This is a genomic window from Streptomyces sp. 142MFCol3.1 (genome assembly GCF_000424945.1).
Lineage (GTDB): Bacteria > Actinomycetota > Actinomycetes > Streptomycetales > Streptomycetaceae > Streptomyces > Streptomyces siamensis.
In genome coordinates, this window is record NZ_AUKV01000041.1 from 63,169 (window position 1) to 76,091 (window position 12,923).

Here is a 12,923-nt window from a genome sequence, read left to right on the forward strand (position 1 = left end):
GGCCCTGCGGCGAGTTGAAGCATGGAGGACGCCACATGGCCGGCGGCAAAGACGCAGACATCACATACGAGAAGATGCGGCACGCTGCGAAGCGTCTGGGCCACGAGAAGGAGAAGATGGAGGACAAGCTCCACGGGCTCGACAGCTACATCGACGGCCTGGTCGCGGACGGCTACACGACCGCGAAGGGTTCGCAGGCCTTCGACGACTCCTTCAAGGAGTTCACCAAGGGCATGAAGGACACCCTGGAGGGCCTCAAGGGCATGGCCAAGTTCCTCGACGACGCCGCGAAGGCGTACGAGGACCTGGACGACCAGCTGGCCAAGGGCGTGAAGGGGAAGTAGCGTCCCGCGTCCGGCGCGACTCGTGGGCGCGACGGGGCACTTGTGGTGTCCCGGCGCGCCCGTGGTCCCAGATCTCGTCGGCGCCCGGCTCACCGGTCGGTGAGCGGCACGACAGGTACCTGCGGATCGCGCTGTGCTGCTCCTCGGTGGTGAACGCCCGCCGGGGGTTCGGGAATCCTGCCGGTCGTGCACCAGGCATCCGCGTCCGGGGTCAGCCCGAGGCGCTTGTGTACGGCACGTTCGGTGGCGCTCGGCAAACGGTCTTCCTCCCGGACAGGCGCCCTGCTGCCCCCTTTCCGGACCGCTCTGTCAACGACGGCGGTCGCCCGTCGCTTCCCGCTGGCAACGAGCTGTGTTCGAGGTGCTCGAAGACCAGTTGCCGGTTACAGGCCCTGCGGCGCCCGCCCGCACGGAGGCTCGAGCCTGCCCGTGACAGAACCAGGGTGTGCTCCTGCAAGCGCCGTTAGTAGGCTGCTGGCTCAACGCGGAAGATCGCATCATCCGCGTCAGGAGCCACGGGGGCCGGCCCTGCGGCGAGTGGGAGACGGAGGGCGCCACATGGCCGGCGGCGAAGACGCGCCCCTGCTGTCCCCGGTTTCCGTGAACCGTCTCTGCAGGGGGAGTCATGTCGGACCAGACAGCTGACACCGACCGCATCAAGGAGAGCGCCCGATCCCTCTCCAAGATCCACCGAGAGTTCAGCGGCAACGCGAACCCGGCCGACGGACTGGGCGTCGGAACACTCGGCGAGCAGGGACTGGTCGACGTCTTCGAGGACTTCGGCAGCAACTGGAAGATTCACCGCGAGCGCCTGACGGATGAATTGAAGAAGCTCTCGGAGATCCTGTCCACGGCGGCCAAGGCGTACGAGGACATCGATCACCAGCTGGCCGAGGCCCTCCGCGGCACGGACAAGAAGGCCGACGGCGGCAAGGGAGGAAAGAAGTGACACGCCCCCGCGCCGACGAGTGGACGGTGATCGGAGAGTCCTCGGACCCGATTCCCGGCGATCCCGAGGAAGTCGCGCAACTCGGCCGCGACCTGCGGAAGACGGCGGAGGCCATCAAGAAGCAGGCGAACGAGATCAAAGCGCTCTCCTCCGTGGAAGCGTGGAAGAGCAAGGCCGCCGAGGAATTCCGCAAAGAGGCCGAAGAAGCCGGGGGGAAGCTGCAAAAGGCGTTCAAACGCTATGACGTGGCCGCGGACGCCATGGGCGAGAAGGTGGTCGACGGCGGGCCCTCGAAGGAATACGCCTCCGAACTGCACCGCGCGCAGATCATGGCGGACAAGGCGCTGCGCGACGCGAAGGACGCGCACGACGAGCACACCACGAGTTCCGGTGCCATCGACAAACTCCCCAAGGACACGGCGGACGACGACCCGGACCGCAAGAAGCTGGAGAAGCGCCAGGAGGCCGCGACTTCGGCGATGGAACGGGCGAAGAAGGACCTCGAAGCGGCCAAGGGCGTGCGAGACGTCGCTGCCAAGAGGGCGCGCGACGCCATCCGGCACGCCATCGACCACGACGGTCTGAAGGACGGCCGCTGGGACAAGTTCAAGGACTGGGTGCACGACAACGCGGGGTGGATCCAAAAGGTCCTCGACGTGGCGGGATGGATCGCGACCATCTGCGGGACCTTGTCGCTGTTCGTCGGATGGATCCCCATCATCGGGCAGGCGCTCGCGGGCATTCTGGGCTCCATCGCACTGGCCGCCACGATCATCTCCCTGCTCGGGCACGTCCTGCTGGCGCTCGCGGGGGAGGGGAGCTGGTTCGATGTCGCCCTTGACGTTGTGGGTCTGGCAACACTGGGCATCGGCCGTGGCGCCATCGCGGGAGCCAAGGGAGCGTCGCTCGCCGCCAAGGGGATCGGGCGCTCGGCGGCGGCGCGGGCGCTCCGGGCAGGCATCAAGGCGAAGCCCGGCACGGCGGCGTACAACAGGGCCGTCAATCAGACTTGGAAGAAGGCGAACGCGCTCAGTGGTGGTGCGTTGCGCGGAAAGGCCGGCGCCGAGGCGATAGCCAAGGCCCCCAAAGGCTGGTTCCCCGGCGCCGAGCGCTTGGCGGACGCCTTCAGCCCGAAATCCATTGCCAAGGAGGCGTGGGACGGTTTCAAGGGGATCAAGGATTTCAGCCCGAGCAATCTCCGGCAACTCGGGCGTGGCGAGACGTGGGCAGGAGTACGGATGAAGTTCGGCGACACAGGCATCGCCGAGTTCGAACGGGGCCTCGGGGAAATGGCGCAACCCCTGCACGACCAGGCCGCGGTAAAGGCGGCAACCGACGTGTTCACGACGCAGACACGGATCTGGAAGGGCTCGACGGGCATTGCCTCGGCCACCGACCTGCTCGACAAGGGTGAGATCACGGGCGTGATCGCTCGTCCTTTCGGGGTCGACGGTCTCGATGACGGAGTCTGGTCGGCGACCGGAGTCAAGGACGCCTGGACGACGAGCAATGGCTGAACGACCGAGTGCTGAACAGACGACTGAGCGTGGATCGGGGCGGTCGGCGACGGAGCGATCAGGATCGGGTACGTCGCTTCGGGAGCCGGCCGAACCGGTGGTGCGCCCGCGGGGCATGCGCCCGCACAACACCTCTGTCGTGCGCCGGGCCCGGCTCTACACCGACGGAAGGACCCTCGTCGTACGCGATCGCCGGCTGCGCGAGCGCCGTTACGCCGTCGGCGCCGGGGGCATCCGGCGTGCCGTCTTCACTCCCCCCGGTGATCTGTGGGAGACCGTCGTGAAGCGCTCCGCCGAGCGTTGGGGTGTACTCGCATTCCAAGGAGAAGACGGACGAACCATCCTGCGGGTCCCACTCGCGGAATGGCTGCCGGAGGCGCAGGTCGTCGGAGTGCTGGATCTTCGTCCGTCGAAGTGCCTGAAGCGGACGGGGCTGCGGGAACTCGTCACTTCCCTCGGGATCCCGCTGGAGGAGAGTCCACGGTCGGGTGACGTCGGCGAGGAGCCGGGCGGGGGACTGGGGGACAAGTCCGACAGGGCGGTCCACGCCGAACTTCCCCGCTGGCACAGCTGGGCCAGGGGAATCGGCTGGTTCGGCTGGCTCATCGCTCTCGGGGTCGGTTTCGCAGCCGCCCCCGATTGGGGGTTTCCCGTTGCTGCCGTAGCCCTCTTCCTCGTACCGGCGGCCGACGCCGTGGTGCGCGTCGGCGCCTGGTGGCGCAACCGGCGAGATGTGTGGCCCACCGATACCGTTGTGATCACGCCTTCCCCTGAGGCCGACGCAGGGGCGACCCGACGGTTTTGCCGGACGGCGTGCGTACGCGTACTGCCCAGGGAAGTGGTCCTGACCAACACCGTCGGTGAGGAACGTCGGCTCGGGCGGAACGGCGCCCACGGAGTCGCGAGGCTGGTGCGCCTGGTCGCGTCGAAGACAGGGGAGCCGCTGGGAGTGGAATTCCGGGACGGCGAGGGCGAAGCCCGAGTGCTTCTGCCCTGGCGGTACTGGTTCGGGGGCGTCCAGGGCGATGAGCGCTGGGCCGCGCTGAGATCGGCACTCGGGGTTCCCGTCATGGACGAGGAGGTCCGGCACGGCCGAGAGAGCACGCGGGGCTCGAAGGGCACGCAGCCCTGGTGGACGGGCCACACTCTCGCGGCCGACGCCCACCGCATGTCGCCGATGGACGCCAAGGAAGCCCGTGACTCGACGAATTGGCATAGCGCGGTCATAGGCAGCAACGAGGTGCTGATCATCTCGATCTTCAGCCTCCCGCTGCTGCCGGGCATCCTGAGCGACCGAGGTCCGGCGCTCCTGGCGGGTGTGCTGTCCGCGCTGACCATCGTGGGCGAGCTCGGCCCCGCGGCGGTCGACGCGCTCATCAGCCGGTGCTCGTACGACAGGCCGCACTCCGCGGCAGCCGACACACCGACGACACCGGAGCCATCGTGAGTCCGACCCCTGGAGCCGGCGACAACGTCGCGCCGCCCACCGACTACCGGCTGCTTCTGCCGCAGGGCTGGTTTCGCGTGCGCATCGACCCGGAAGGGCGCGAGCGGTCCGTCGACGCCTTGCTGGAACGCCAGTTCGCGGGCATCGACAACGCTCCCCACATCAGGCAGCAAGTGCGCGAGAACCTACTGGCTCAAGCCGTCGCAGCATTCCAGGACGGCGGGATCGAGCTGTACATCAGCCTGCAGGATGCCGGTTCCCTCACCATCCCCGCTTCTCTCCTGGTCACACTGCTGCCACCGCCACCCGGCGGAACTCTGCCGACCGTGTACGAGCTGGTCGGCCTCCTCTCGGCCGACGGGGACGCGGAAGTCTCTGCGGTCGAGCTGCCCACAGGCGCCGCGGCCCGCGTCCGCCGCATGACGGGGCAGAGTGACCGCCCAGCCCCCGCAGACCTACCGGGCGGCACTGACCAGGTGCTCCCGTCAGTCACGCTGGACTATCAAATCCCCGTGCCAGGAGCAGGCGCACACCTGCTCCTGACCTTCTCCACCCCGCTCGTCCAGATCGCCGACGCGATGGTCGAGCTCTTCGAAGCCGTAGCGGGCTCGCTGCGCTGGATCGATGGTGATGAAACGCATGAGTGACATCCGTACGTGCGGCATCGTCTGCCCGACGGACTGGGTACCTCTTCCGGTCCTTCCGTCGGACGACGTCAAGGGGTGGGCCAAGGCCACGGCGGCGCAGCTGAGCGAGCGTGCCAAGGCGGCGGGTTACGAGGTGGACAAGCGCGCGGTGCGGAAGGACCTGCGTGCCAAGGCCGAAGACAGTCGCAGCCGCGAGCCGTTCTACGCATTTGCCCTGTACCCGGACGGCTTCGACACCTCGCTCGCGACGCTGGAAGTGGACCTGATCCACCCCGACACCACGGTTCCCCAGATCACTCTCGAATGGCTGGCGGACACCTTCAGCGCCCACGACTTCGGGCCCCCACAGATCACGCACACCGAACTGTCGATCGGTCGCGCGGTGTGCATCCGCCAGAACTTCGCGGCCGACGGCGCACCGGCCGGCGGGTCCGGAATTCTCCTCGAGACGATCACCTATGGTGTCGTGCCCACCGGCGCGGAGAGCGCACTGGTTCTCCTCATGTCCTGGAGGGTTCCGGGCATCGCAGACGAGATGGAGAAGGCCGCGGACGACATCGTGCGGACTCTGAGCGTGGAGTTCTGACCCGAGTCTGCATGCTCGCCTCCGCCTCACGGTACGCACACGGACGCGGCGGACGGCATCGTCAAGACGCTGACCGTGGAGTCGTGAGCCCGCCGACGGCGGATGTGCGAGGAAAGAGACAGGTGCCGCACGAGACAGGAAACGGATCGCGGGCGCGGCAAGGGCTCGCGATCGCCGGGTTCGTCCTCGGCCTGCTGGCGGTCGCCGCGGCGATTCTGCTGGCCCTCGGGACATGGCGGGGGTTCGTGCGGGAGACCGCACCGGAGCTCCTGGACCGGCCGGGCGGGCCGTGGGCCGTGGGCTGCGCTCTCGGGCTGGTCACGCTCGGCGGCGCGTTCGGAGGCAGTTGGCTCGGTGATGGGCCCTCCGGTCGGCCGCGCCTGCGCCGTATGGCACGGGGGACCGGCGCGGCCGTCTGCTGGGTGGCCGCCGCCGCCCCGGGGATGTACCTGCTGGGAGCCCTGCCTGGCAGGAACTGCCCTTCCTACAAGACGAGTTGCCAGTACATCCCGGGCACGGGCGGCGCTCTTCTCGCGTACCTGCTCACCGCGACGCTCCTGGGCTGGCTCTGCTTCCGCCTGCGCGGTGTCCGGGCCGAGGCGCGAGGTGCGCGCGAACGCGAACGCCTGCGCAGGCTCCGCAAGAAGGGCAAGGGAAAGAGCCGGGCGGGACGTCAGCGGTAGTCGACCGTGGGCGCTGACGGACCTCCTGGCACAGGTGCGCCGCCCGCACAGAGGGCCGTCACAGCGGGCCTTGGGCGCGGCGGCCGGCTCCTCGGCTCAGGGCGACGTGGACTCCTGGGTGTCCGCTTCCTCCGCCGCGGACCGCCTCCTCGCGTCCGGCTGCTTCTTGTCCGAGTACGGACGGGGACGGCGGTGACCGCTGACCGTGCCCCAGACGACGGCGACGAGGGCGGCGACGGTACCGAGGGCCAGGAGCGAGACTTCGTAGGCCGTCCAGTGGGAGTGGGCGAGGTACGGGGGATGCGGTGAGACGCGGCCGTCGTGCAGGAGGTGGGCACCGGCCTGGGAGCCCAAGAGGCTCCCGATCATTCCGACGGCGAGGAAACCGTTGCGTGCCCGAAGCCACGCCCCGATCAGACCGCCCACCGCCAGGGCGACCGGCCCGGTGGGGAGCGTCACCGCACGGTCGTCGTAGGGGACGAGCAAGGAGCCGAGCCATGCACCGGCGGCCATGGCGACGAGCGTGAACGCGAGGACGGCGACGCCTCGCCAAGTGGTGCCGAGGGGCGTCCGGTGCGGCCAGACAGCGGGCGGACCGGACCGATCGACGGTGTTCTCGTCCATGGCGGGTTCAGTCCTCCGGCTCGACGAAGGAGACGGTCTGCAGGATCGCCGCGACCATGTCGCAGAACTCGCCCCAGTACTCCGTCGACGCCGTGGAGAGCGTGCAGACCGCCGTGTACGGACCCGTCGGGAAGGGCACATGGACCTGGATCTGTCCCGTGAGGAGCTTGGCCTCCTCGCCACTCGCGGTCACCGACGGATCCAGGGTGAGCTCACGCAGGGTGATGCAGGAGACCGCGGGGCCGCAGGGCAGATCGAGCCGACGGGCGTCGTTGAGCGGGTCCTTGGTGAGGACCGCCAGCGTGCCCTGCGCGGCGACCTCCGGGTCCGTCTGGTCGGTCTCCACCGCCGCCACGGTGAACGCGCACTGGGCGACACCGCCTTCCTCGGTCGAGAAGAGCCCCATGGCGGAGTACGAGACACCCTCGCCGGCCATGTACTCGGCGATCGCCGCGTAGTAGGGGGCTGCGGGCGCCCAGACCGACTCGTCGCCCCGCGCATAGAGCTCGCGGACGAAATCGTGTGCAAGAGCAGTGCGTTGCTCGACGGTGGGGGCTATGGGGAGGGTGAAGAGGCCCTCGGGGACGGAGAACCAGACAGGGGGGATGTCGGATCCGTCGGAGGGCACGGAAGGTATGGAGCCGGTCGAGAGGGTCATGCGTGCCGTTCCGCTCAGAGGTCGCCCGGCTTGGACTTCACGGGCTCGCCGTCGGCCCCCATGATCTTCAGGTGGGGATCCGCGCCCGTGCTCGGGTCGGGAATCGGCTTCGAGACCGCTTCGATGGTGAGATGGCCGCTGGGCCGACGTGTCACCACGGTGCGGAGCGCGGCGTGCTCCGCCGCGAAGGCGGCCACGGTCTCCCGCTGGCCGGGCGTCAGCGCGTCGAGCGGGACGACTTCGGACGCGTGGGCGAGATGGCGTACGACCTCCCAGTGGCTGTCGGCCTCCGGAGGGGCGAGCCTGCACCAGGACCCGTCGGCGAAGACGATCTGCGCCTCCACCCCCATCCGCGTGAAGGTCCTGCGTTCGACCCGCGCGATGGCGTCCCGGTCCGTCTCCCAGAGCACCTCGTCCCGCGCGGTGTCGTCGTCGGGAAAGCCGACAACCAGTACGCGGCGATCGGTGACGATGACATGGGTGCGGTAGCCGTCCGGGCAGCGGCCCGGATCCAGTTGCCAGGGAAGCGTCCGTGCCAGCGTGCCGGGCGCGGCCCACAGGACGGGGAAGTCCTCGACCTCGTTCGCACGGTCCTGCGCGGAACCGGTCCCCCTGGGACTGCTGCCGACGCTCCCCGCGGAAGCCAGCGCTTCCACCGCACCCATGACCGCCAGAGCGAGGGCACGGCCCGCGAAACCGCCGGCTGCCCGGGTCCGCCGTTCGGTCTTCGACCGGATGGTGAATTCCGGGCCTTCGGGCCACCCTGTCAGCTCGTGCTGGATGTCGTTGCGCTCGTTGTCCCGGAACCACCGCATACCCGCGACGGCGACGGCCGTGCCGGTGGCGAAGCAGCCAGGGGTGCGTGCCAGGAGGGTCTCACCGGGGGCGGGTTGCCAAGTAGCCATCCGAATGGTGCCTTCAGTGTGAGGTGGCTGCGTCGTGGAAGCGTTCGCCGGGGTTGACCGCTTCTCCGATGTGCTGCGTGATGGTGGTGATCTTCGGGCCGATCTTGCCCGCGGCGTCGAGGGCGATACCCACGGGAGTCTCCGGGTTCAGGGCCAGCCTGTTGCCGCTGATGAGCTTCAGCCCCTTGGTCCCGATCCACTGGCCCTGGTGGTAGCCCGCTTCGGCGAGCCCCGCCAGACGGTTCATGGTTCCGGAGCCCGAGCTGATGAAACCGATCTCCTTGAACGAGCCGCCCAGCACGATCCGCTTGCCCAGCAGGGGGAGTCCGCCCTCCACCTTCTGCGCCAGTTCTCCGGTGGCGAAGAGGTTGCGGGCGCCGGCCGCCAGTTCCGTGCCCTGCATCCCCTTGCCGAACATCAGGGCCCGCTCCGCCGCAGTCGCCTTGGTGGCCACCTTGACCCCCTTGCCGAACAGGCCGATGCCCGGCAGCAGCCCGAGGGCGTCCGTACCCATCTCCATCCAGCTGACGTCCGCCCCGGCGGCCTTCGCTATGGAGTGGCTCAACAGGGCGAGACCGCTGGTGAGGAGAGCCGCGGCACCGAAGATGGCGCCGAGGGGCTCGAAGGGGATGGTGATGATGGCCAGCAGCCCCAGGATCGCGGTCAGATCGCTGAGCAGGTCGCCGATGAAGGCGATCAGATCGGCGTGATCCTTGATCCACTCACCGGTGGCGTCCCACGCGTCCGCGATCCCGTGCCCCAGCTTGTCCCAGAACCCCGGCTCGTCCGGTGCGATGTCGGCGGCCTTGTCGAGGTCCTTGCTGATGAGGGCCGCGGCCTTCTTGTAGCGGTCCTCGAGGTCGTGGACGTCACTGATGACCTTGTCGACCGCGCCGGACGCCTTGCCGAGCTCGTCGCTGCCCTTGCCCTCGGCCTTCTTCTCGGCCTTGTCCTCGGCGTCGAGCTTGTCGCCGGCGGTCTTCTCCAGCCGGTCGGCCTCGTCCTGGAAGCCGGAGAGCTGCCCGGCCCAGCGGTGCAGGGCGCGCGAGGCCTTGTCGAAGGAGTCGTGGCTCTTCTTGATCAGCGGCGTGACATCGGTGGAGATGTGCTCGCTGAACGCGATCGCGGTCCTGCCCTTCCAGGCGCCGCATTCGATCTGCTGCAACTCCCGCAGAGCCGTGCCGAGTTCGCCCGCGAGCCCGCCGAGCTTCTTGGCGAGCTCGCGCGTCTGCTCGACGTCACCCGGCGTCGGGTCCCAGCCTATGTGGGGGAAGGGAGGGCGTCCCATGCGTGCCTCAGTGCCCCTTCTTCTTGGGGGACTTGAGCGATTCGGCGAGATCCAGGTCGAGCTTCTCGAAGGACTCGCCGATCTTGTCGATCATCTCGATGGCGCCCTGGGTGTGCTTGCCGAGCTGCTTGATGCCGTAGCCCCAGTCGTCGGCGAAGTCGTGCACGTCGTCCACGAGACCCGCGTCCCCGACGACCGAGCCGTCGGTGCCGCGCAGCGTGCGGCGAGCGGTGTCCATGCGGTCCGTGACGGTGGAGAACGTCTTCCTCAGATCCTCGAAGATCGTGTCCTCGAGCCGTAGATCACTCACGATGTCCGTCCCCGTTGCCTCTGTGAACAGATCGCCCCGACGGGAGCGTGAGCGGACGCCCCGCCGGCCACGGCGACCGTCCGGCCAATCCTAAGGACGGTTCCGGCCAGCGCGCCCGGGAGGGCTCCTCTCCGGGTGTTGTTTGGGATGCCTATGGGGCTGCGTTTGCCTGGCCTTGGCGCGGCCGGGGAGTTTTCGCTCTTGCGTATCGCGAAGGGTGGATCGGGGGGATTGGGGTGGGTGGGAAGGGTTTGCGTGGACGGCCGCGTACTCGCTGAAAGGGCATCGCTTCGTGCGCGTTCCGACGGCACCACACGAATGGCGTCCACCCGCACGGACCGTCTGGAAGTGATGGATTGGTCCGAGGACTCTCGCGGAGGCCGGACGGCGGGCAACCCATGTACAGGAAGCCGACGACGGATACTCGTGCGGTCGACTCAGGAGAAGCCATGGACATGCGCGCAGTTGTGACCGGTTTTCCGAACGCCACCCCGCTTCCGGGACTCGACGACGCCTGGCACTGGACGCCGGCGCCGGGCATCGACTTCGCCGGGGCACTGTCGGCCGATGGTGAGCGTCTGCTTCAGCTGAGCGGCAGAGATTCCTACGACCGGGAACTGGCGACGGCCACCTTGATGTTCGCGAGGGACCGTGAAGCGGACATCTTTCGGCACAACCCCCATTTCGGGGCGGCAGCGGGCTTCGTGGCACCGCCCGGGCGGACGTTCGACGTCGTCGCCGGAGTGGGCGCCGAAGTGCACCGCTTCTACCGTGTCGAGAATCCGGACCTGACCCCGTTGGTCCGTCTCACGTTCCCGGCGTACGCGGACGAGTTCTCCGGGGGCGAGACGCTCGACGAGGCAGTGACCCGGTACCGGATGCTGCGCATGAACAACCTGGATCGGGCCCCCGTTCCCTACCTCAAGATGCGCTACGCGAATACGCGGACGAAGAGCCGGAGCGCCAACTCGGGACGTGGATTCGCCGAGCCACGCCGCCTGTTGGAGGAGATCCAGTTGCTGGAAGGGGGCCCGGGCAGCTTCGTCGAGTTCGAGAACAGGCATCACCAGGTGTGGCGCGTGGAGTGGCACGACGTCCACCTCCTGGCGGAGTGGGAGCCGGATGCCGGTGCGCCCAGGGAGATCCAGCTCGAAGAGCTGCTTTCCTTCGCGGAACGGTCCTTGTACGTCTGAGCGAAGTGCCGGGTTGCCGAGTCCGTGACGAGGCCGAGGCGCCCGAATGACGCCGCACGTCACCTCGTAGGCTGACCCGGCCGAACTGAAGGACGAGCAACGGGGGACGCGCCATGGCCCGCTACATGGAGACGCTCACCATCGAGCGCGGTGGCTTTCGCATCAAGGTGCCCGAGTCGTGGTGGGAGTTCGACGTGCGGCCCGAGTCCCGCGACGACTCCGTACGGCGCATGGTCGGCGAGCGGATCGAGCAGCATCCGGAGCTGGCCGCGTACCGCGACACGTACACCGCCTTCCTGCGGAAGTCCGCGGCCGACGCGTGGAAGTCGGGCGCGCTGTACTGCGGCTGCATGGCGGAGAGCTTCGGCGGCGACACCCCGATCACCGCGTCCGTCACGGTCTCGATCGTCGGCGGCCGGACCCGGTCCGGTGACCCTCTCTCGACGGACCCCGCGACGATCGCGGGCGGGCTCGCCGTGCGCGAGGCGAAGAAGGAGGGCGACGCCTGGCGGAAGGTGACCACCGTCGACATCCCCGGCGTGGGACCGGCGGCCCGCACCTACGGCATCGAGGACATCCCCGTACCGGACGACGCCCTCAACCGCACCGTCCGCGCCGTGCTCATGCAAACGTTCATCCCCGTGCCGGGCCAGGAGGGCAAGGTCGCCCTCGTCGCCGGCAGCAGCCAGGTACTCGACCTCGCGGACTCCTTCTTCGACATCTTCGACGCCATCACCTCGACGTTCCGCTTCGCGAACTAGACCGGGCGAACGGCCTTCCCGCCACCCGCACATCCCTAGTAACTTCGATCGTTCGTACGGTTGTTGTGGTGTGGGCGTGACGGGGGTTGCGGTATGGCGGGGAATCGGCCGGGGGACTGGCATGTCCTGGACCTGGACAAGGACCCGACGCCGGGCGACCCGGACCGGGTCCGTCATCTGTCCAAGAACCTGCACGACTTCGCCGACGATGTCGGGGACGCGCTCCGCCTGATCAAGGGCATGGCGGACGAGGATGCGGTCCTGAAGTGGGCGGGGAAGTCTGCGAAGGCGTTCGGGGACGAGTTCTCGGGCGTGCCGAAGCAGTTGAAGAAGCTGAAGAAGTCGTACGAGATGGCCGGGGATGCGCTGGCCGTGTACTGGCCGGTGCTGGAGCGTGCGCAGGCCCTCGCCGACAAGGCTCTGGCGAAGGGCCGTGAGGCGCAGTCCGACCTCTCCTCGGCCAAGTCGCGTCTTTCGTCGGCGGATTCGTGGGTGACGCGGGCGAACAAGGAAGCCGACAAGTACAAGGACGACCCGACCGGCAGCAAGGACAAGGAGAAGCCGGACGAGGCGAAGGTCCGGGCCGCCACGCGGGATGCGCAGCATGCGAAGTCGGCGCAGACGTCGGCGCAGTCCGATGTGACGAGCGCGAACGGTGCGTTGGACGCGGCGAAGAAGATGGCCGAGGACGCGCGGAAGATGCGCGAGGAGGCCGCTCGCACGGCGAAGACGAAGATCGACGAGGCGTCGGACGCGGGGATCCACAACCGCAAGTGGTGGGAGGAGGTCGGGGACTGGTTCTCCGACAACTGGGACACCATCGTCGCGGTGTGCAAGGTCGTGGTCGCGGTGGTCGGGATCATCGCGATGATCATCGGCGGGCCGATCCTGGCGGCGATCGTTGTCGTGGCGGCATTGGTCGTGCTGGCCGACACTCTAAACAAATACCGCAAAGGCCAAGCCAGTCTGCTGGACGTTGCCTTTGCCGCCATGGACTGCATACCCGGCGGC

General features: G+C 68.5%; 15 protein-coding genes. 10 read left to right on the forward strand and 5 right to left on the reverse strand.

Going from position 1 to position 12,923, the window contains the following annotated elements; translation table 11 throughout:
• Nucleotides 1–35: 35 nt before the first annotated feature.
• From H305_RS0138100 to H305_RS53680, 7 genes are all read left to right on the forward strand, one after another.
• Nucleotides 36–344 carry a WXG100 family type VII secretion target gene (locus tag H305_RS0138100; protein ID WP_078629450.1) on the forward strand — a complete coding sequence of 103 codons (309 nt, stop codon included), beginning with the start codon at nucleotides 36–38 and terminating at the stop codon, nucleotides 342–344.
• 625 nt (nucleotides 345–969) lie between these two features.
• Complete coding sequence (locus H305_RS0138105; RefSeq protein WP_028805079.1) at nucleotides 970–1,293, forward strand: hypothetical protein; 324 nt, start codon at nucleotides 970–972, stop codon at nucleotides 1,291–1,293.
• Nucleotides 1,290–2,810, forward strand: coding sequence for a putative T7SS-secreted protein (locus tag H305_RS48295; protein ID WP_051371431.1), 1,521 nt, complete (start codon nucleotides 1,290–1,292; stop codon nucleotides 2,808–2,810). Before H305_RS0138105 ends, H305_RS48295 begins: the two co-directional genes overlap by 4 nt.
• Nucleotides 2,811–2,925: 115 nt before the next feature.
• Nucleotides 2,926–4,257: a hypothetical protein gene (locus tag H305_RS0138115; RefSeq protein ID WP_028805080.1), complete on the forward strand. Its 1,332-nt coding sequence runs from the start codon at nucleotides 2,926–2,928 to the stop codon at nucleotides 4,255–4,257.
• On the forward strand, nucleotides 4,254–4,904 hold the full coding sequence (locus H305_RS0138120) for a hypothetical protein (RefSeq protein WP_037766672.1): 651 nt from the start codon (nucleotides 4,254–4,256) through the stop codon (nucleotides 4,902–4,904). Before H305_RS0138115 ends, H305_RS0138120 begins: the two co-directional genes overlap by 4 nt.
• Nucleotides 4,897–5,490, forward strand: coding sequence for a hypothetical protein (locus H305_RS0138125; RefSeq protein ID WP_028805082.1), 594 nt, complete (start codon nucleotides 4,897–4,899; stop codon nucleotides 5,488–5,490). The genes H305_RS0138120 and H305_RS0138125 overlap by 8 nt, the downstream gene beginning before the upstream one ends.
• A 122-nt stretch (nucleotides 5,491–5,612) precedes the next feature.
• Complete coding sequence (locus H305_RS53680) at nucleotides 5,613–6,173, forward strand: hypothetical protein (protein WP_028805083.1); 561 nt, start codon at nucleotides 5,613–5,615, stop codon at nucleotides 6,171–6,173.
• Nucleotides 6,174–6,269: 96 nt separating this feature from the next.
• Here the strand turns inward: H305_RS53680 and H305_RS0138135 are convergent, their stop codons facing one another.
• From H305_RS0138135 to H305_RS0138155, 5 genes are read right to left on the reverse strand one after another with little or no spacing between them, the layout of a single operon-like run.
• Nucleotides 6,270–6,797, reverse strand: a complete 528-nt coding sequence (locus H305_RS0138135) for a hypothetical protein (RefSeq protein ID WP_028805084.1) — start codon at nucleotides 6,795–6,797, stop codon at nucleotides 6,270–6,272.
• 7 nt (nucleotides 6,798–6,804) lie between these two features.
• A complete protein-coding gene (locus H305_RS0138140) occupies nucleotides 6,805–7,455 on the reverse strand; it encodes a hypothetical protein (protein ID WP_051371433.1) in 651 nt (216 codons plus the stop codon).
• Between the two features lie 14 nt (nucleotides 7,456–7,469).
• Complete coding sequence (locus tag H305_RS0138145; RefSeq protein ID WP_028805086.1) at nucleotides 7,470–8,360, reverse strand: hypothetical protein; 891 nt, start codon at nucleotides 8,358–8,360, stop codon at nucleotides 7,470–7,472.
• 13 nt (nucleotides 8,361–8,373) lie between these two features.
• A complete protein-coding gene (locus H305_RS0138150; RefSeq protein WP_028805087.1) occupies nucleotides 8,374–9,648 on the reverse strand; it encodes a hypothetical protein in 1,275 nt (424 codons plus the stop codon).
• A 7-nt stretch (nucleotides 9,649–9,655) separates the two neighbouring features.
• A complete protein-coding gene (locus H305_RS0138155) occupies nucleotides 9,656–9,958 on the reverse strand; it encodes a hypothetical protein (RefSeq protein WP_028805088.1) in 303 nt (100 codons plus the stop codon).
• Between the two features lie 455 nt (nucleotides 9,959–10,413).
• Between H305_RS0138155 and H305_RS0138160 the strand changes: the two genes are divergently transcribed.
• From H305_RS0138160 to H305_RS0138170, 3 genes are all read left to right on the forward strand, one after another.
• Complete coding sequence (locus tag H305_RS0138160; protein WP_158690652.1) at nucleotides 10,414–11,151, forward strand: hypothetical protein; 738 nt, start codon at nucleotides 10,414–10,416, stop codon at nucleotides 11,149–11,151.
• Nucleotides 11,152–11,264: 113 nt separating this feature from the next.
• Nucleotides 11,265–11,912 carry a hypothetical protein gene (locus H305_RS0138165; protein ID WP_028805090.1) on the forward strand — a complete coding sequence of 216 codons (648 nt, stop codon included), beginning with the start codon at nucleotides 11,265–11,267 and terminating at the stop codon, nucleotides 11,910–11,912.
• A gap of 93 nt (nucleotides 11,913–12,005) precedes the next feature.
• Nucleotides 12,006–12,923 (forward strand): putative T7SS-secreted protein (locus tag H305_RS0138170; RefSeq protein WP_028805091.1); only part of this gene is annotated, 918 nt, incomplete at its 3' end.